Raw genomic sequence first — 18,628 nt, 5'->3', positions numbered from 1 at the left:
AAAGAACAGTGTTGTTCATGGGTGCTGGTTGCGGCATCCCTAGAAAAGGAGCGATTTCGATGCGAGATAGTCTGCCTTCATTTGACGTTGCCAAAAGTGCGACGATGCAGGTGGTTCAGGCCGAGCCATTTAATGCTGGCACACCCTTAGATGAGCTAGCCAGCAGCTACATTCAGCCAACCAGCCAGTTTTTTGTGCGTACCCATGGCACGATTCCTAGCCTCGACCCTGAAACTACCACAATTCATGTACAGGGCTTATTGGCTCAACCATTGAGCATCAGCATCGCCGACATTAAGCAACAATTGCCCTATGTTGAGCAGGTTTCGACCTTGCAATGTGCTGGCAACCGCCGCCAAGAGATGCACGCCTACCAGCCAATTTATGGCGAATTGCCGTGGGGAGCCAATGGCTTGAGCACGGCAAATTGGGGCGGTGCGCCTTTGCGATCACTCCTAGAGCGCTGCGAGATTGATCCAGCGGCACTGCATTTGGTGTTTGAAAGCTACGATCAGGTTGAGCGCCACGGCCAAACCTTTGGCTATGGCGGCTCGATTCCACTCAACGAGCCGATGATCGAGCATGCCTTGTTGGCCTACACGATGAACGGCACAGCCTTGCCAGCGCTGCATGGTGGCCCGTTACGTTTGGTTATTCCTGGAATTGTTGGGGCACGCAGCGTCAAATGGTTGCGCTCGATTGAATTCAGTAGCGAGCCATCACATAACTATTTTCAGCGCCGCGCCTATCGTTTGGCCCAAAGCAGCGAGCTTGAAGCTTGGCAAAACGCGCCAATGCTGCACGAATTGCCAGTTAATGCGGTGCTGTGTTTGCCGACAGCTGACCAACCCTTGGTAGCAGGCACGATCACCCTAGCGGGCTATGCGATTACTGGGGGCCAAGCGCTGGTTGAGCAGGTCGAAATTTCGCTTGATCACGGCCAACATTGGCAACATGCTCGCTTGATCGACCCACCAAGGCTTGGTTGTTGGAGTCGCTGGCAAATCGAGCTAGAACTGACGGCAGGTGAATATCAATGTTGGGTTCGCGCCACCGATTCGCTTGGTCAACAACAACCAGAGCAGCCAGCCTGGAATGTCAAAGGCTATCATCACAATGCAATTCAACGAATCCAACTAAGCGTTTGCTAAATCAGCGCTCATCGCTGACGATTAAGTTAGTGATGAGCAGCGAAATTGCTGCTCTAAATGCGGTTAAATCAACGGCGTTCCTATCAGCGCGTGGTACTATAGTTGCAGAAGAAAATATGAGCGTCAGCACGGCTGTGTGGAAGACGCAACACGTAGGACAACGAGGAAATCTTTCATGCACGAAACAACACTCGTGTCACGCTCGGCGCAAGGATTGCGCTGCGAGGTCTGTCAATGGCGCTGTCTACTCGCTGATGGTGAATGGGGTCGTTGTGGTGTGCGCCAACGCCAAGAGCAAACAATTACAGTTCATAACCATGGTTTAGTGTCAGCAGCCACGATTGGCCCAGTTGAGGATTATGGGTTTCGCCATTTTTTTCCTGGGGCTAGCGTGTTTGCAATTGGGGGTTGGGGTACATCGTTCCCCGCCCATCACGATGTTGCCTATCATGCCCAAATTCCGACCGATCCTGCCAAACAACGTTCGATTGATCCGGAACGGGTGGTAGGATTTTCGCAAGAGCGCATGACGCGTGGGATTGTTTGGGCCTATAACGAACCAACCATGAACTTTGAGCATGTGCTAGAAACCGCCCGTTTGGCTCGTTCGACCAGCCGCATGACTGGCATGGTCACTAATGGCTATTGGTCGAAGGCGGCGCTCGATCAGCTTGCGCCCTATATCGATGGCTTAATGCTAACGGTCTATGGTTTGAGTGATGCTAGTTATAAAGCATTAACGGGGGTGGAGCAATGGCAAGGGATTTTTGCTGGCGCTGAGCATGCAGTCAAACGCTGGGGTTGCCATCTCGAAATTACCACGCCAATTGTTACTGGCGTGAACGATAGTAGCGCTGAAATTGAAGGCATTGCCCGCTGGATCAAGCGCAAATTCAATGGCCTGATTCCATGGCGGATTATCCCAAGTCGTGATGCTGATACCAACGCTGCGACTTCGGTGCGCAAAGTAGCCCAAGGCTTAGGCTTACCATTTGTCTATGGAGCGCAACCAACCGAAACCACGCGCTGCCCCAAATGTGAATGGGCGGTGATCGAACGCTTCGATGGTCAGCCACGGGTGGTTGGAGTTAACGAAAGCCAGTGTGAAAATTGTGGCAGCGAAGTCTATATTCGCTCATCATTATTCAAACGCAACAAATTAAACGACTAAATACGCAGCTAAGGAGCCTGCCAATGCCCAAACAAGCAGCCCTGATTGTGCAAGATCCTTTGGTTGTGCTGGCGCGTCAAGCGGTCAATCGCTTTATTCGCCAAGGCGAGTTGCTGCCTGTTGCCGAGCCATTGCCGAGCGATCAACGCCGCAGCCAAGGGGTTTATGTCAGCTTGATCAAAGCTGGGCAGTTACGTGGTTGTGTTGGCAGCGTGCAACCACAACAAGCCTCGTTAGCCAAAGAGGTGATTTATATGGCGGTTGCGGCAGCAGTGCACGACCCACGATTTAGCCCAGTGCAGCTTGATGAGCTTGATCAATTGAGCTATATCGTTGATCTGGTTGAACATTTGGCCCTGCTGAAAAATAAAGCTGTCCATGATCCGGTAGCTGATGGCTTGCGAGTGCAACGTGGGCGCAATCAAGGGGTCGTGCTGCCAAATACCAGTGGCATTACGACGTTTGAGCAACAACGCCAATTGGCCTATCAACGGGCGGGCCTTGAACTCACTACCGCTGCAACGCTTGAACGTTTTCAGGTTAGGCGAATTATTGAGTTATCAGGTAATTATCAGGAAACTATCAGCTTATAACCAAAGCCTGTAATTTGCAGAAATAGCAAAGCAGCATATAATCTAGCAGCCATCACATGGATAGGACGCACCAACATCAATCGTTGATCAGCTTGCTCGGCAAAAGTCATGGGTCTACTATGCACAAACGGCTATTGTGCGCTGCTGAAGCAATCAGCATAATTGAACTGCGCCCACCAAAATCAACCAAGCTAAACCTAATCGATGGCATATGACTTGCATTCCACAACGCTGTGTGAACCGAGGAATGGATTCAATTCGTTTTTGAACTTTTTATTTGAGGAGCGCCCTAGTATGTTGACTATCGTGTTTTGGGCATTTATGTTGCTCTGCTGCGCTGTAGCTCCGGTCGTGATCGGCTTGCGCAGTTTTAGCGAGCCAGTCGAAGCTCAATACGAAGCAAATCAAGCCTCAAACCAATAAAGTACGCAAATTGACCAAATACCCACAGCGGCGTATACTACTGCTACAACCCAATATCGCTGAATGAAGGACGCGGAAGAGTATCCCAACCAGGATCGCCGACGAAGCAAATTACGGGTAGCCAACCCGTTGATGAATCTTTCAGGCTCCAACACCGTGTCTCGACAGCGCTCTGGAGAGCAAGCATTCACTTGCACCGATGGAGTAACTTGCAGCGCAAGGAATCTCTCAGGTCAATGGACAGAGATCAGGCATAATTGTATGTCGTGATCTCTTTTTTATTTAAGCGATTTTGCTCATGTGGCGTTACATTGTCTCAGCCGCCGCCGATGGCGCAACTAATATGGCGATTGACCATGCCTTGGCGCTGCATGCCAATCAATCGGCATACCCAACCCTACGAATCTATCGTTGGCAGCCTGCTTGTCTCTCAATCGGCGCATTTCAACCCTATAGCGATGTTAATGTGGCGGCTTGCCAACAAGCCCAAATCGAGATTGTGCGGCGGCCAACTGGTGGTCGTGCAATTTTGCATGATGCTGAATTGACCTACTCGATCACTGCCCCCAACAGCAACCCACTGCTTGGGGGTCGGGTTTTAAAAACCTATCGCACAATCAGCCATGGATTATTGGTTGGTTTGCGCCAACTGGTAAGTGCTGTCGATTGGGCCACCAGCGCCAGTGATGGGCCAAAATCAGCCGCCTGTTTCGATACGCCCAGCGATTTTGAGATCACGGTGGCTGGGCGTAAATTGGTTGGTAGCGCTCAAACTCGCACACGGGGCGCAATTTTGCAACATGGCACTGTGCTGTTGCAGGCAGATCGCCAGCAATTAAGCCAAGTATTGCATTTACCAGCTGAGCTTGATTCAGCAGCGTTGGCCGAGCGGTTGATTGCGCTCGATGAAGCGGCCCAACGCCCCGTGAGCTTTGACGAGGCTCAACAGGCGATTGTTGCAGGCTTTGTCACAGCTTTCAATCTGGAATTCCAACCTGATCAATTGACTGAGCAAGAGTTGGCCACGGCTGAGCGCTTGCGCCATGAACGCTATACTAACCCTGAATGGTTACAACGACGCTAAGTGATTTACGAGGTTTTTTGATGAAACAAACACCACTCAATGCACGCCATCGCGCCCTTGGAGCCAGAATGGTCGAGTTCGGCGGCTGGGATATGCCAGTGCAATATGCTGGCATCATCGCTGAACACAAGGCAACCCGCGAAGGTGCTGGCCTGTTCGATATTAGCCATATGGCGCGATTTTGGGTCACTGGCCCCGATAGCGAACGCTTTATTCAGTTGATCGATACCTTTGATATTAGCAAAACCGCGATTGGCCAATCCGATTATGGGATTATGTGCTACGAAGATGGCGGGATTGTTGACGATATTTTCACCTATCATCTTGGCCCCGACGAATGGATGGTTGTGGCCAACGCTGGCAACGCCGAAAAAGATTGGGCTTGGCTCAATCAACATACTGCTGGCTATGATGTGGTGCTGACTGATCGTTCGCAAGAGTTGGCGATGCTCGCCTTGCAAGGGCCAAAAGCCGAAAGCCTGTTGGCTCCCTTGACTAATGCTGATGTGGTCAATTTGGCGTTTCATGGCATCACCAAGGCTACAGTTGAGGGCGCTGCTGGTTATATTTCGCGCACTGGCTACACTGGCGAAGATGGCTTCGAATTGTTCTTGCCTGCTGGCGAGATCGAACGAATCTGGGATCGTTTGTTGGAGGTTGGGGCTACGCCGATTGGCTTGGGTGCACGCGATAGCCTGCGGTTTGAGCCAGGTTTGGCGCTGTATGGCCATGAAATTGAGCGCGATATTAATCCTTATGAAGCCAAATTGGGCTGGGTGGTCAAGCTTGATAAAGGTCCATTTATTGGCTCAGAAGCCTTGCAAGATATCAAGGCCAATGGTCCAGCTCGTACTCTGGTTGGCTTAGAAATGACTGGCCGAGGGATTGCCCGTCAGGGCTATCCAGTTGTGGCGCTCGATGGCAGTGAATTGGGCGTTGTAACAACTGGCATGCCTAGCCCAAGCTTGGGTAAAAATCTGGCCTATGCCTTGGTTAAGGCTGGTAGCCTCAAAATTGGCGCTGAAGTCGATGTGCTGATTCGCGAAAAGCCAGTGCGAGCAAGCGTGGTCAAAACGCCGTTTTACAAAGCACGCTACAAAAAATAGCCTGCTGCTCTTGCATAAAAAGCCGCTTTGGGTAATAGTAGCGCCTAACAATCTATGCTGATTGTATGCTGTTTTGGCGTTATTGAAGGAGGACCACCAATGTCCAATGTACCAAGTGAATTGCAGTACACCAAAGAACACGAATGGGTGCGCATCGACGGTAATAGTGCTGTTGTTGGCATTACCGAACATGCCCAACGCGAGCTTGGCGATGTGGTATTCGTCGAATTGCCTGATGTTGGCAAAAGCTTTGAAGTTGGCGAATCGTTTGGTAATGTTGAGTCGGTCAAGGCGGTTTCGGAAATTTATGCTCCACTCAGTGGCGAAATTATCGAAATCAACAACGAGGTCGTCGATTCACCAGAATTGGTCAATGAAGACCCCTATGGTGATGGTTGGTTGGTCAAATTCAGCTTTACCACGGCCCCAAGTGGCCTGTTGAGCGCCGACGCATATCAAGAATATCTCAACGACGAAGCCAATAAGTAGGGGTTAGGGATCAGGGGTCGGGGGTCGGGGATTTGCTTCCCTCACCCCTCGCCCGCTCTCGCCCACAAAGCGAGGGAGAACCTAAGCCACATAGAAATAGATTCGTAAACCAATGGATTGCAAGGCAAAAAGGATTAGGTTTCATCCTTCATCCTTCATCCTTCATCCTTGTCAGAGGTTATATGAGCCACTACATCTCGATTACCGAGAGCGAACGCGCAGAAATGCTCAAGGCGATTGGCGTTGCCGATGTTGCCGAGCTTTTCCACGATGTTCCTGCTGATCTTCGGTTTCCAACGCTCGATCTGCCCGCCGCACTTGCCGAAGGTGAAATGGCCCGCGAATTACGCCGCTTGAGCAGCAAAAATAGCGATGTGCTGAACTATAGCTGTTTCTTGGGCGCGGGAGCCTACAACCACTTTATCCCTGCCGCAGTCGATTCGTTGTTGCGCCGCTCGGAGTTCTACACCGCCTACACGCCCTATCAGCCCGAAATTTCTCAAGGTACGTTGCAAGCAATTTTCGAATACCAATCGTTGATGTGTGGTTTGTTGCAGATGGATGCAGCCAATGCTTCGCACTACGATGGCGCAACGGCCATGGCTGAAGGCGCAATTATGGCGATCAGCGCAACTCGTAATCGGCGCAAAATTGTCGTGGCTCCTTCGGTACATCCCCAATATCGCGGCGTGCTGCGCAGTTATACCCAAGGTTTGGGCGTAACAATCACTGGCGACGAAAATCCAGCTGCCAGTGTGGCCGATGCAGCGGCTTTGGTCGATAACGAAACTGCGGTGTTTATTGTGCAATCGCCTGATTTCTTGGGTGTGTTGCACGATTTGAAGCCAGTCGCCGAGCAAATTCACGCGGCTGGGGCATTGTTGTTGATGGTCACCAATCCGATCGCGTTGGGTTTGTTCCAAACGCCAGGCATGGTTGGCGCTGATATTGCGGTAATGGAAGGCCAGCCCTTGGGGATTCCGCTGAGCTTTGGCGGACCATATGTTGGCGTATTCAGCTGTACCGAAAAACTTTTGCGGCGCATGGCGGGGCGTTTGGTTGGGGTAACGACCGACCTCAACGGCCAATTGGGCTATGTGCTCACCTTGCAAACCCGCGAACAACATATTCGCCGCGAAAAAGCCACCTCGAATATTTGTACCAACCAAGGCTTGATGGCCTTGGCTGCGACGATTTATACCTCGCTGATGGGCAAAACTGGCTTGCGCAAAGTGGCTGAACTTTGCTACCAACGCGCCCATTACGCTGCCAAAGCGATTGGCAATTTAGCTGGTTACGAAGTGCTTGAGCAAGGCGCTTTCTTCCATGAATTTGTGGTGCGCTGCCCACGACCTGTGGCTGAAATTACCCAAGCCTTACATGCTCAAGGCATTATTGGCGGCTACGATCTCAGCAAGGATTACCCACACTTGGGCAATGCCATGCTGATCTGTGTTACCGAGCAAAATACCAAAAACGATATCGACCAACTTGTCGCAGTGTTGGGAGGCTAAGCCAATGCATACCTACGAACCACCAATTTTTGAATTGAGCAGCCCCGGTAAAATTGGCGCAGCCCTGCCCGACGCTGGCGTACCCGAAACCGAGTTGCCAGCCCATTTGCTGCGCGACGACGATTTAGCGGGCTTGCCAGAGATCAGCGAAACCGAGGTGGTGCGCCACTTCACCCGCATCTCGCAGCGCAATTTCTGTATCGACACAGGCATGTATCCACTTGGCTCGTGTACGATGAAATACAATCCCAAAATTCACGAAGATGCTGCGCGTTTGCCTGGCTTTGCCTTTATTCACCCCTTGCAAGCCGAAGAAACCGTGCAAGGTGCCTTGCAATTGACCTATGAATTGCAAAATATCTTGGCCGAAATTTCGGGCTTTGATCAAGTCTGTTTGCAGCCAGCCGCTGGTGCGCAAGGTGAATTCGCGGGCATTTTGGTGTTCCGCGCCTATCACCTTGATCGTGGCGATGATCAGCGTGATGAAGTGTTGTGCCCCAATTCGGCTCACGGCACCAATCCCGCGACCGCTGCGATGGTTGGGTTCAAAGTGGTCGAAATTGCTACCGATAGTCGGGGCAATGTTGATTTGGCTGATCTGCGAGCCAAAGTTGGCCCACGTACCGCTGGCTTGATGTTGACCAACCCCAATACCTTGGGCTTGTTTGATGAAAACGTGCATGAAGTTGCTAAAATTGTGCATGAAGCTGGTGGCTTGATGTATGGCGACGGCGCAAATTTCAACGCCATTTTGGGAATTGTCAAGCCAGGCGATGTGGGCTTTGACTTTATGCACTACAACTTGCACAAAACCTTTACCACGCCTCACGGTGGCGGTGGCCCTGGTTGTGGTGCGGTTGGCTGTAAAGAATTTTTGGCCGATTATCTACCAGGCCCAATTGTGGCGCTCAAAGAAGGCCAATATACCCGCCACACGCCAGCCAAGAGCATTGGCCGCTTGAAAGCCTTCAAAGGCAATTTTGGTATGTTTGTGCGGGCCTACACCTACATTCGCATGCTCGGCGCGGCTGGCTTGCGCTCGGTCAGCGAACACGCGGTGCTCAACGCCAACTATCTACGGGTCAATTTGGATAAAATTTATCCGGTGGCCTACGACCGCACCTGTATGCACGAAGTTGTCTTGCAAGGCAAAATCAAAGGTGCGCCAAGTGTCCATACCTTGGATATTGCCAAGCGCTTGATCGACTTTGGTTTTCACCCACCAACAGTCTATTTCCCAATCAGCGTGGCCGAATCGATTATGATCGAGCCAACTGAAACCGAATCGAAGCGCAACATGGATGCCTTTATTGATGCCATGAAGCAAATTGCCCATGAAGCGGTTGAAAATCCAGAGCTGTTGCATGCTGCGCCAACTACTGCGCCAGTACGCCGCCTCGATGAAGCCACCGCTGCCCGCCGCCCAATTCTGAAATACGATAAAGCGGCAATTGAGGCTTTGTTAAGCAAATAGATCTCCTTTGTTGAACCACGAAGGACACGAAGAACCACGAAGAAGCTTGTTTATAGCCCTACTTCGTGCCCTTCGTGTCCTTCGTGGTTAAAATTATGTTCTTTGCACTACAAGCGGGGCGCGGCTATAATGGCGCATGAATCGGTGACTGGCGATACACAAACGTGGGCAACCACGGGGGAGCCGATTTGCGCAGATGCCGCTCGCCTGGGCAAAGGGCTGTTTAGCCCTATGTACACCGCGAATGGAGCTTTGGTTCATGCGAGCTATTGTTAGTGTTTCAGACAAATCGGGGTTGGCGGATTTTGCTCAGGGCTTGAGCGATTTGGGCATTGAGTTATTCTCAACTGGCGGTACCAAAGCCGCTTTGGTTGGTGCTGGCGTGCCAGTGCGCAGTGTTAGCGATTTGACGGGCTTTCCTGAAATTTTGGAAGGTCGGGTCAAAACCTTGCATCCAGGCGTGCACGCCGGAATTTTAGCCCGCCGCGATAAACCAGCCCATCTGGCGCAATTGGCCGAGCACCACATCGGCCAGATCGATTTGGTCGTCGTCAATTTGTATCCGTTTGCCCAAACCATCGCCAAACCAGATGTTACTTTAGATGAAGCGGTTGAACAGATCGATATTGGTGGCCCAACGATGGTGCGGGCTTCAGCCAAAAATCATGCCGATGTGTTGATCGTGATCGATCCTGCTGATTATCCACGGGTTTTGGAAGCCTTGCGGACTGAGCAAATTACGCCTGAATTGCGCCGCCAACTTGCCGCCAAAGCCTTTGCCCATACCGCAGCCTACGATAGCGCGATCGCCGCTTACTTGACTGACGAAACCTTCCCGCAGCAATTGCCCTTGGCGTGGGAATTAGCTCAATCGCTGCGTTACGGCGAGAATCCGCATCAAGCAGCGGCTTTTTATCGCGCTCCCAATGCTGCTGCCAACACTTTGGCCCAAGCAGTCCAACATCAAGGCAAAGAGCTTTCCTACAACAATTTGCTTGATGCTGATGCAACCTTGCAAGTGATTCAAAACTTCGATCAGCCAACCGTGGCGATTATTAAACACACCAATCCTTGTGGCCTGGCTTCGGCTGAGGATTTGGTGGCGGCCCACAAAGCAGCGCGAGCAGGCGATCCGCTTTCAGCCTTTGGTGGCATTGTCGGGGTTAATCGTCCAGTTGATCAGGCTTTGGCCAATGTGCTGAAAAAATATTTTTACGAAGTGATTATTGCTCCGGCATTCAGCCCTGAAGCCTTGACAATTTTGGCCGAAAAGCCCAATTTACGCTTGTTGAGCGTCGATACGGGCCGTTCGAGCAGCAACGATTGGGAATATCGCAGCATTGGCGGCGGTATTTTGGCTCAACATGTTGATCGCGTTGGCAATGATCGCTGGGATGCTTGGCAGGTTGTCACTGAAACTGTGCCCAGCGATGAGCAATTGGCCGCCTTACAATTTGCTTGGAAGGCCTGTGCCAGCGTGAAATCGAATGCGATTGTCTTGGTACAAGGCGAGGAATTGGTAGGGATGGGCGCTGGTCAGCCTTCGCGGGTTGATTCGGTGTTGACGGCGATTCGCAAGGCTGGCGAACGGGCCAAGGGCAGCGTGCTGGCTTCCGATGCCTTCTTCCCTAAAGCTGATGGAATTCAGGCCGCGATTGAAGCTGGTGTGAGCGCAATTGTTCAGCCTGGTGGCTCGCAAGGTGATGATGAAGTGATTGCTGCTGCCAACGCCGCAGGCATCGCGATGATCTTCACTGCTACTCGCCACTTCAAACACTAAATCTATCTACTGGCCAGCGTTGGTCGATGGTCGGCCACGCTGGTTGCTTTTTAGTCGAAAGAATGTGATGTTATGGTCGAATTAACCTACGATAGCCAAGGCCTGATTCCCGCTGTAGTGCAGCATGCCCGCAGTGGTGAGGTATTGATGGTTGGATATATGAACGCCGAAGCGCTGGCCAAAACCCAAACCAGCGGCTTAGTGACCTTTTGGAGCCGTTCGCGCCAACAATTGTGGACGAAGGGTGAAACCAGCGGCAATGTGCTGAAATTTATCGCTGCTCGCACCGATTGCGACAATGATGCTTTGTTGATTTTGGCTGAGCCAACTGGCCCAACCTGCCATACTGGCTCACGCTCGTGTTTTCATACGACGCTTGATGGCACCAAACGCGAAGGCAGTGCTGTGCCGTTGGCCTTTGTGAGCCAATTATTCGAATTCTTGCGCGAACGCGAACAAACCCGCCCGATTGGCTCCTACACCACCTATTTGCTCGAAAAAGGGGTCGATAAAATTGGCAAGAAAATTGGCGAAGAATCAGCCGAGGTAATTATCGCGGCCAAAAATGGTAACGCCGATGAATTGCGCAACGAAGCCAGCGATTTAATTTATCATTTGTTTGTATTGTTGCTCAATCAGGGCGTTTCGCCTGAGGATGTTTGGTTTACCTTGCGCGAACGTCATGGCCGCCAACGCGAGGAAAAACAATAACTATGACTTTTCAACGTCCAGCCAATCTGGCTTCGCTCGAAATTCTGCGGGTGCGCGTTGATGACGTGACTATGGATGAAACGATTGAGCTGATTGCGGCCATGCTCACCGCTGGTGGAGCGCATCAAATTGCTACGGTTAACCCTGAATTTGTGATGGCGGCTCAAAACAACGTGGCGTTTCGCGCAACCTTGGCCGCCTCTAGTCTTTCAGTTCCCGATGGCACAGGCTTGTTGCATGCAGCTCGTTGGCAAGGCAAGCAGCTGCGATCCAAAGTTACAGGCATCGATCTGACTGAACGGTTGGCGGCTGAAAGTGCCCAGCGCGGCTGGAAAATCTTTTTGCTGGGAGCGGCTGATGGGGTGGCAGCCAAAGCAGCGGCGGTGCTACAACAACGCTATCCCAATTGTTCGATTGTCGGCACATGGGCTGGCTCGCCGCGCGAACCTGATCAACCAGTGATTGCCAACGAAATTCGGCGCAGCCAACCCGATATTGTCTTGGTGGCCTATGGTGCTCCTGCCCAAGACCTCTGGATTCGGCGTTATGGCGCTGAGTTGGGGATTAAACTGGGCATTGGGGTTGGCGGCACGTTTGATGATCTGGCTGGATTGCGCCCACGAGCGCCGCAATGGATGCGCAAATTTGGGCTAGAATGGTTATGGCGCTTAATTCGCCATCCTCAGCGTTGGCGCAGAATTTTCACAGCGGTGGTGCTTTTTGGTTGGGCAGCTTGGCGCGAAGCTCAACGCATCAAACGAGGCTAAATCTATGCAAACAACCGTAGAAGAAGAGTTTTTTTGTGTTAATCACCCCAAAGAAGCAACGCTTTTGCGCTGCTCAAAATGTTTGAATCCAATTTGTGGGCGTTGTGCTGTGCGCACGCCAGTTGGTTGGCGCTGCCCCGATTGCACTGGCGCGGTGGCGGGACGCACTGGCTATTATGTGCCAACCTTGCTTAGCCAAGTCACCAGCCAGCAATATCTCAAAGCGATTGCGGGAATGCTAGGTGTGGCAATTATTGGCGGGATTACTTGGGGCCAGTTTCGTTTGCTCGGCGATTGGGGTGATTGGAGTTTTTGGTTTGTGTTTGCAATTAGCCTGTTGAGCGGCGAAGTCGTTGGCCGAATCTCCAACGAGCGCCGCAATGCTCAATTAATGTGGATTGCCGGGGCGGGCGTAGTAATTGCCGCGCTTGTTGCGGCGCTCTGGACACTGGGCATCAGCAACGATCTTGAGCCAAGCCAATGGTTGCTGTACCTAGGCGAAGTACCTTCGCGACGTTATTTAGGCTTTACCCTGCCAAATGCTTTTTTTGTGGTGTTGGGAGCGCTATTTGCAGCCCAGCGGGTTCGTGAGTAACATGCATCAATTGAAATTAACCGTCTATCCCGAAATGTTGGCGGTTGCTCGTTTGAATATCGAGCAACCATGGCCGGAATGGGCCTTGCAAAGCCCATTTGTGAGTATCAGTCGTACCACTGATGAATTATCGATTGTGTGTGAAACTAAATTTGTGCCTGAAAACGTCCAAGCTGAGCGCAATTGGCGTGGGCTGCGAGTGGTAGGCACATTAGATTTTAGCCAAGTTGGGATTTTGGCCAGTTTAGCAGCGCCGCTAGCTCAAGCCCAGATCAGTATTTTTGTGCTATCAACCTATGATACCGATTATCTTTTGCTTCGTGAGCATGAATTTAACGAAGCTGTGGCAGTTCTGACGGCGGCTGGGCATCAGATTGGCTGAACCGTGAGGCTGAAGGATTGAGCTATGCCGACGACTGAGGCGTTGGTGCGGGCACGAGCCGAGTTGGAGTGTATTCAAGAGTTTGGCCGCATTATCCATAGTACCCGCGATCGGTTTGTGGTCTATGAGTCGTTTTATCAATTACTTGAGCAGGTTGTGCCGATCGATCATGGCAACATCAGCTTTTTTGATGCGCAGCAGAATTTGCGTCATGTCTATGTGATTGCCCATCGGCGTGGTAATTTTGCTGATGAGCCAGTTACGATTAAACCGCATACGCCCAGTGCTTGGATTTTACGTCAGCGCAAACCACTGCTGTTTGAAAATATCTACATTGATAGCCATAGCGAAATTAACCTTGAGCATGCGCTCGGAGCCGATTTGCACCACGCTAGTTGCAGTTGGCTCGGCTTGCCAATTATGTTGGGCAGTCAATTGTTGGGCTTGGTGACGATTCAACATCATGAAACGGCGGCGTATGGCGACCGCGAACTACAATTGTTGCAAACCCTCAGTTTAATGCTGGCCACCACGATCAACCAGATTCAACGAGTTGAAGAATTGGAAGTGCTGCGCTTGGCCTTGAGTGCTCCCACGATTCCGGTTGATCAACATTTATGGATTGTGCCAGTGATTGGGCGAGTTGATCAACAGCGCCTCACAATTTTGCAAACGATTCTTTTGGGCCATGTTGAGCGCCAACGGATTCGCTATGTGGTGCTCGATTTAACGGGCATGCGCTCGTTTGACCCTCAGGCAACTGGCTTATTCAATAAATTAATCGGCGCATTGCGCTTATTGGGTGCAACTTGCATTGTTAGCGGAGTGCAGGCCGAAAATAGCGCAGTGCTTAGCCCAATTTTGAGCCAGCATAATGTGCTAATTGTGCGTGATGTGCAGCAAAGTTTGCGCTATCTCAAGCGCCAAATTTGAGCGAGGTGAGTATGACAGCCTATGAAAGTAGCCGCCATCATCAGCCAGTTGAGCAAACGATTCTGGCGATTCATGAATTGATTCGGGCGATTTTACTGCCGCGTGATTTGGCTGATGTTTGTCGCAGCATTTTTGAGCAATTGCATCACGTGTTGCGCTTTGATGCTGGCTTTATCGAGCAATATCAGCCCAAAACCGATACCATGCAAACGATCTACTCGATTGATGAGGGCATTGAAAACGTTGTGCCCTATGCTTGGGATTATCGACGCTCCAAAGTCGTAGCCTGGATTATTGCCAACCAGCAATTGGTGCGCTTTGATGATTTGCATGAAGATTTGCCCAAACGTTTTACCGTGGAAAACACTCGCAGCTTTGGCCAAGCAGAGAAACGTTCACGCGCTTGGATGAGCGTGCCCTTGCTGATTGGCGCTGATTTTGTGGGCGTGTTGAATATTCAGAGCTATCAGCCTGCCTTGTATGGTGAGTTTGAAGAAGCCTTATTGAGCACGGTCGCCAGTTCGGTGGCTTTGGCGCTCGATAATGCCCAAGTTTTGGCTGAGCTAGAGCTAGAAGTCAGCGAACTCGATATTCCGCGCATCCCACTTTCCGATGATGTATTGATTGTGCCCTTGATTGGGGTGCTCGATCGGCTGCGCTGGGAAAACCTGACCCATACAATTCTTGAAACCTTGCGCGAGCGTGGTTGTGAGCATGTACTGCTCGATGGCAGTGGCTTATTAACTTTTGATCCCGATGCGATTCAAGCAATTAGCACGATTGTTAAAGCGATTGAATTGATCGGGGCCAAAAGCATGTTGATTGGCCTACGCCCGAGCTTGATTGAAGGCCTCATTCGGGCAGGCATTCATCTCACTAACATTCGCACCGCCCGCGATTTGCCCATGGGCTTGGCGATGTTGGGCATTCGCACAAGTTGAAGCAGCAAAGATACTGGTTAATCATAAATTGAATTGAGATTGATCTAGCGTTTGGATTGCCAAGGATATTTCGAGTGTTAGGGCTTCATTTGGGTATTCAAGCATTTCCTCTTCAAAATCGAAAAGCATCTCAATAACCACATCAATCTGTTGTTTATCAGGTGTGAGGTTCTTGAAGCTAATTGAACTGATATTGACCGAATTGTGACCATCGCAAAGATAGATCGATGCATCGATATAGCCATCATCAGGATTCAACGGAAAATGAAATGTTTGACCCGAAAGTTGATCACGTGATGGTGGTAGCGCAATTCCATCGGCACGAATTGAGGTTTGAACACACTCACCATCAAGCATAAATGGTTTAAGCTCAATTTCAATATCGCTCATTGATCCTGAAAAGTAAAAAATTCCTTGCAGATATTCAAAGCGCGAGACTGTGAATTCTTCTGTAAGATCGCGAGTTCCCGCTTCAAGGCATGGGTTTTGGTGATCGGGAGGCTCGATTTCATTGGCAAAATCATTAAAAAGACTTTCTAACCATGGCGTATCTGGTATTGCACCAGCCTCATAGAGCATTTTTAAGATAACCATATCCTGTGCTGGTTGTGCAATTCGAACGAAGGAAAATCGTCCGTTATCGCAAGGGCTGTTTACATCAAAGCCTGCGGCAATTGCTAGACGAATCGTCTCATAATCTTGAGTTAAAATAGCATGACTGAAAGCATCTGAGGATATTATCATTCTATTCTCCAATCTATCTAGCATCAAATTTACAAGCTTGGCGATGTTGGGCATTCGCTAAATGCCTAAGCGATTGTAGAGATAGCTCATACCTATGCCAAGAATCAGCGTGCCAAGGCCAGTCCACGTTGCGCCGGAGATCAGCGGCCAGTGCCAAGCATTAATCACAACTCGCCGAATCTGCCACCATTGAAAAAAGCCAATGCCTGTTGATGTACCAGCAAAGATCCCAAAGATACTCAAAATATAGGCATTTGGCGTGAAGTCGGGATTGAATAGCGCTGCGATCATTCCCATCAACATTATTGCCACAAACATTGCAGCGATGCCACTGAGCGCACTACCGAAAACCCATAATTTGGCGGGAACTTGGTGATACAAGGCTGATCGTTGAATCATGCTGGCAACGCCTATGGTCAGAAAGAGCGGAAAACTGAGCAGCAAAAAAAGACCAATTGCTCCAACGAGATTAAATGTGTGATTATCGACCAATTCCTGCAAACCGCTGCGCAGCACATTGGCGACGACCGACATGACGCAACAGCCCAAGGGCATAATGACACAACTTAGACCAAATGCTAAAGCGTTGTAGCCAACCCAGCGCCGCCAACGATTGGGAGCATTGGTATTGTTATCGGTAGTTGCTGGCACGCTATAGCTTGGTTGGGAGTTGTAATTTGGGTAAGTTTGCTGCTGATCATACGGCTGATAGTCATAATTGGCAGACGGTGGCGGCGATTGATCTGCTTGATTTGGGTCTTCACTCATTGCAATAGCTCCTTACCAATCGCTTAATGGCTCTAATAATTGCCCCAACCAAAAGCCAATTACGAATGTCCCTAAACCAGTCCATGTGATACTTGTGATACAAAGCCAATGCCACGGTTTAGTAAGATGAGGCCGAAGTTTTAGTGATTGAATGATGCCAATCCCTGTTGCAGTTACGCCAAAGATCAAAAATGCAAGCCACAAATTGTTTGAGATGTGGGCATAGCTGCTAATAATAAATGTGGTTGTGCAACAAAGTGTTCCAACAATCGCGCTTTGAAGGCTCCAACCAAGCCAATTAATCCTCTCACCAATTACAACCCATTGCAGCATACTTGCGAGATAGATTGTTAGAAAAATCGGAATTCCAACCATAAATAGGATGCTCAAGCCTTCGGTTAGATTATTCTGTGATTTGAGCATAAAAGGCTTTCCTAACCTTAATAAAAACATACAAAGAATCACAAACATAGGAAATATAAGGCAACTAACAATAAAAGCGAAACAGTTAATCCCAAACCAGCGCCAACGACTTGGCTGGTTATGGTCGTCTATACTAGCTGCCGGAACGTGATAATCTTGGGCTGAATTGGAGTTTGCTGGAGGTTCGGCTGTGATCACTGGCTGGCCAGTTGCTGAAATTGCTGATTGTGCTTCTTCACTCATCTGCTTCTCCTTGGGCTAGTGTTGCATCAACGACCGTATCCAAAAACCAATCCCAGCGCCAAAGATTAATGTTCCAAGGCCTGTCCAGGTAATAACTGAAATCAGCACCCATTGCCAAGCATTATCAACAACATTGCGAAGCTCACGCCATTGTATCCAACTAATCGCACTTGAGGTAAACCCGAAAATGAAAAATATAAGCCAAAGATAGCTGGATAATGTGGATATAGAATCTCTGGAAATGATCTGATAGCCCACCGTTATAAAGGTCAGAGTTCCAGCAGTTGCACTGTTAAGGCTCCAAGCCCAGCGTTTGAAATCCTCGTTAATCGCTGCACGCTGGATGAGACTAGCAATGTAAATTGTGATGAACACAGGGATACTTAGGAGAACAAAGAGATTCGGCTTGAGCGCACGTTGATTATCAATTAAAGGTAATTGAACATTGATTGACCCAATTGCAAATAAAAAAGTAATAGTTAAGACTGGATAAAGGATTCCACTGATAACAAAAGCTAAACAGTTAATCCCAAACCAGCGCCAACGACTTGGCTGGTTATAGTTGGCCATGATCGTTGCTGGAACGTGATAGCCTTGCGCTGAATGGGAGTTTGCTAGTTGTTCGGCTGTGATCGCTGGCTGGCCAGTTGCTGAAATTGCTGATTGTGGTTCTTCACTCATCGATTTCTCCTTGGGCTAGCGTCGTACCAAATAGCTAAGGCCAAAACCAAAAATTAATGTTCCAAGGCCTGTCCACGTGATGATGCTAATCAATGCCCACTGCCATGCCTGATCGATTGTTTTGCGTAGTTCAAGCCATTGCGCCCAGCTAACACTACTTGAGGTGATTCCAAAGGTCAGAAAGATAACTTGATTGTAGTTTTTAATCGATTGAGCAGTGATTGGACTTAGGTGATAGATCCATACAGTCAATGCAATTGCCCCAACTGTTGCGCTATTGGTGACCCATGTCGAACGATTAATGCCTTCGCTGACCGTAGTCCATTGCAGAAAACTAGCAAGATACATCGTTACAAATGCTGGAATTCCCACGACGAATAGGAGGCTAAAGCCATCTGAAATTTGAGCTTGGGTTGCTGAGGCTGACTCTGTGAAGCCGGCCAAGAGCAATAAACATCCAATAAATAGAATTGGAAAAACGATGCAACTAATAACAAAAGCTACACCATTCATAATCAGCCAATCGACCCAACGACTTGGCTGATTATGGTCGGCCATGACCGTTGATGGGATGTGATAGCCTTGCGCTGAGTTGGAGTTTGGCAATTCTGGTTTCGTTGATAGTGGGTTAACATGTGGTGGTTCTTCACTCATT

General features: G+C 49.8%; 20 protein-coding genes and 1 riboswitch. Of the genes, 15 read left to right on the top strand and 5 right to left on the bottom strand.

Annotated features, from left to right (window positions below; all coding sequences use genetic code 11):
• The first annotated feature begins 59 nt into the window (after positions 1 to 59).
• From LCH85_06435 to LCH85_06365, 15 genes are all read left to right on the top strand, one after another.
• Positions 60 to 1,151 carry a molybdopterin-dependent oxidoreductase gene (locus LCH85_06435; GenBank protein ID MCA0351616.1) on the top strand — a complete coding sequence of 364 codons (1,092 nt, stop codon included), beginning with the start codon at positions 60 to 62 and terminating at the stop codon, positions 1,149 to 1,151.
• Between the two features lie 175 nt (positions 1,152 to 1,326).
• Entirely contained in the window at positions 1,327 to 2,322 is a 996-nt protein-coding gene (locus tag LCH85_06430; protein MCA0351615.1) for a radical SAM protein, read from the top strand.
• Positions 2,323 to 2,345: 23 nt separating this feature from the next.
• Entirely contained in the window at positions 2,346 to 2,915 is a 570-nt protein-coding gene (gene amrA / locus LCH85_06425; GenBank protein MCA0351614.1) for an AmmeMemoRadiSam system protein A, read from the top strand.
• A 585-nt stretch (positions 2,916 to 3,500) separates the two neighbouring features.
• A riboswitch (glycine riboswitch) is annotated at positions 3,501 to 3,592 on the top strand.
• A 44-nt stretch (positions 3,593 to 3,636) separates the two neighbouring features.
• Positions 3,637 to 4,422, top strand: a complete 786-nt coding sequence (locus tag LCH85_06420) for a lipoate--protein ligase family protein (GenBank protein MCA0351613.1) — start codon at positions 3,637 to 3,639, stop codon at positions 4,420 to 4,422.
• 20 nt (positions 4,423 to 4,442) lie between these two features.
• Positions 4,443 to 5,528, top strand: coding sequence for a glycine cleavage system aminomethyltransferase GcvT (gene gcvT, locus LCH85_06415; protein ID MCA0351612.1), 1,086 nt, complete (start codon positions 4,443 to 4,445; stop codon positions 5,526 to 5,528).
• Between the two features lie 99 nt (positions 5,529 to 5,627).
• Positions 5,628 to 6,017, top strand: coding sequence for a glycine cleavage system protein GcvH (gene gcvH / locus LCH85_06410; GenBank protein ID MCA0351611.1), 390 nt, complete (start codon positions 5,628 to 5,630; stop codon positions 6,015 to 6,017).
• Positions 6,018 to 6,199: 182 nt separating this feature from the next.
• Positions 6,200 to 7,531: an aminomethyl-transferring glycine dehydrogenase subunit GcvPA gene (gene gcvPA, locus LCH85_06405; GenBank protein ID MCA0351610.1), complete on the top strand. Its 1,332-nt coding sequence runs from the start codon at positions 6,200 to 6,202 to the stop codon at positions 7,529 to 7,531.
• A 4-nt stretch (positions 7,532 to 7,535) separates the two neighbouring features.
• Positions 7,536 to 9,005, top strand: coding sequence for an aminomethyl-transferring glycine dehydrogenase subunit GcvPB (gene gcvPB, locus LCH85_06400; GenBank protein MCA0351609.1), 1,470 nt, complete (start codon positions 7,536 to 7,538; stop codon positions 9,003 to 9,005).
• Positions 9,006 to 9,264: 259 nt separating this feature from the next.
• Positions 9,265 to 10,785, top strand: coding sequence for a bifunctional phosphoribosylaminoimidazolecarboxamide formyltransferase/IMP cyclohydrolase (gene purH / locus LCH85_06395; GenBank protein ID MCA0351608.1), 1,521 nt, complete (start codon positions 9,265 to 9,267; stop codon positions 10,783 to 10,785).
• 72 nt (positions 10,786 to 10,857) lie between these two features.
• The gene (gene hisIE, locus LCH85_06390) at positions 10,858 to 11,496 is read left to right on the top strand and encodes a bifunctional phosphoribosyl-AMP cyclohydrolase/phosphoribosyl-ATP diphosphatase HisIE (protein ID MCA0351607.1); all 639 of its coding nucleotides are present in this window, start codon (positions 10,858 to 10,860) and stop codon (positions 11,494 to 11,496) included.
• Between the two features lie 2 nt (positions 11,497 to 11,498).
• A complete protein-coding gene (locus tag LCH85_06385; GenBank protein MCA0351606.1) occupies positions 11,499 to 12,263 on the top strand; it encodes a WecB/TagA/CpsF family glycosyltransferase in 765 nt (254 codons plus the stop codon).
• A 4-nt stretch (positions 12,264 to 12,267) separates the two neighbouring features.
• On the top strand, positions 12,268 to 12,858 hold the full coding sequence (locus LCH85_06380) for a hypothetical protein (GenBank protein ID MCA0351605.1): 591 nt from the start codon (positions 12,268 to 12,270) through the stop codon (positions 12,856 to 12,858).
• 1 nt (position 12,859) lies between these two features.
• A complete protein-coding gene (locus LCH85_06375; GenBank protein ID MCA0351604.1) occupies positions 12,860 to 13,240 on the top strand; it encodes an ACT domain-containing protein in 381 nt (126 codons plus the stop codon).
• Between the two features lie 24 nt (positions 13,241 to 13,264).
• Entirely contained in the window at positions 13,265 to 14,173 is a 909-nt protein-coding gene (locus LCH85_06370; protein MCA0351603.1) for a GAF domain-containing protein, read from the top strand.
• A gap of 11 nt (positions 14,174 to 14,184) precedes the next feature.
• Complete coding sequence (locus LCH85_06365; GenBank protein ID MCA0351602.1) at positions 14,185 to 15,114, top strand: GAF domain-containing protein; 930 nt, start codon at positions 14,185 to 14,187, stop codon at positions 15,112 to 15,114.
• A gap of 21 nt (positions 15,115 to 15,135) precedes the next feature.
• On the opposite strand, the gene LCH85_06360 is transcribed toward LCH85_06365, so the two are convergent.
• The 5 genes from LCH85_06360 to LCH85_06340 are packed head-to-tail and all read right to left on the bottom strand — an operon-like array spanning position 15,136 to position 18,627.
• Positions 15,136 to 15,912 (bottom strand): hypothetical protein, encoded by a 777-nt coding sequence (locus LCH85_06360; GenBank protein MCA0351601.1) that lies wholly within the window; start codon positions 15,910 to 15,912, stop codon positions 15,136 to 15,138.
• 3 nt (positions 15,913 to 15,915) lie between these two features.
• Complete coding sequence (locus LCH85_06355) at positions 15,916 to 16,626, bottom strand: hypothetical protein (protein ID MCA0351600.1); 711 nt, start codon at positions 16,624 to 16,626, stop codon at positions 15,916 to 15,918.
• A gap of 12 nt (positions 16,627 to 16,638) precedes the next feature.
• Complete coding sequence (locus LCH85_06350) at positions 16,639 to 17,292, bottom strand: hypothetical protein (GenBank protein ID MCA0351599.1); 654 nt, start codon at positions 17,290 to 17,292, stop codon at positions 16,639 to 16,641.
• A 15-nt stretch (positions 17,293 to 17,307) separates the two neighbouring features.
• The gene (locus LCH85_06345) at positions 17,308 to 17,973 is read right to left on the bottom strand and encodes a hypothetical protein (protein ID MCA0351598.1); all 666 of its coding nucleotides are present in this window, start codon (positions 17,971 to 17,973) and stop codon (positions 17,308 to 17,310) included.
• 15 nt (positions 17,974 to 17,988) lie between these two features.
• The gene (locus LCH85_06340) at positions 17,989 to 18,627 is read right to left on the bottom strand and encodes a hypothetical protein (GenBank protein MCA0351597.1); all 639 of its coding nucleotides are present in this window, start codon (positions 18,625 to 18,627) and stop codon (positions 17,989 to 17,991) included.
• Position 18,628: the final 1 nt, after the last annotated feature.

Source organism: Chloroflexota bacterium, assembly GCA_020161265.1.
Classification (GTDB): domain Bacteria; phylum Chloroflexota; class Chloroflexia; order Chloroflexales; family Herpetosiphonaceae; genus Herpetosiphon.
This window is presented reverse-complemented; position numbering and strand designations above follow the sequence as displayed.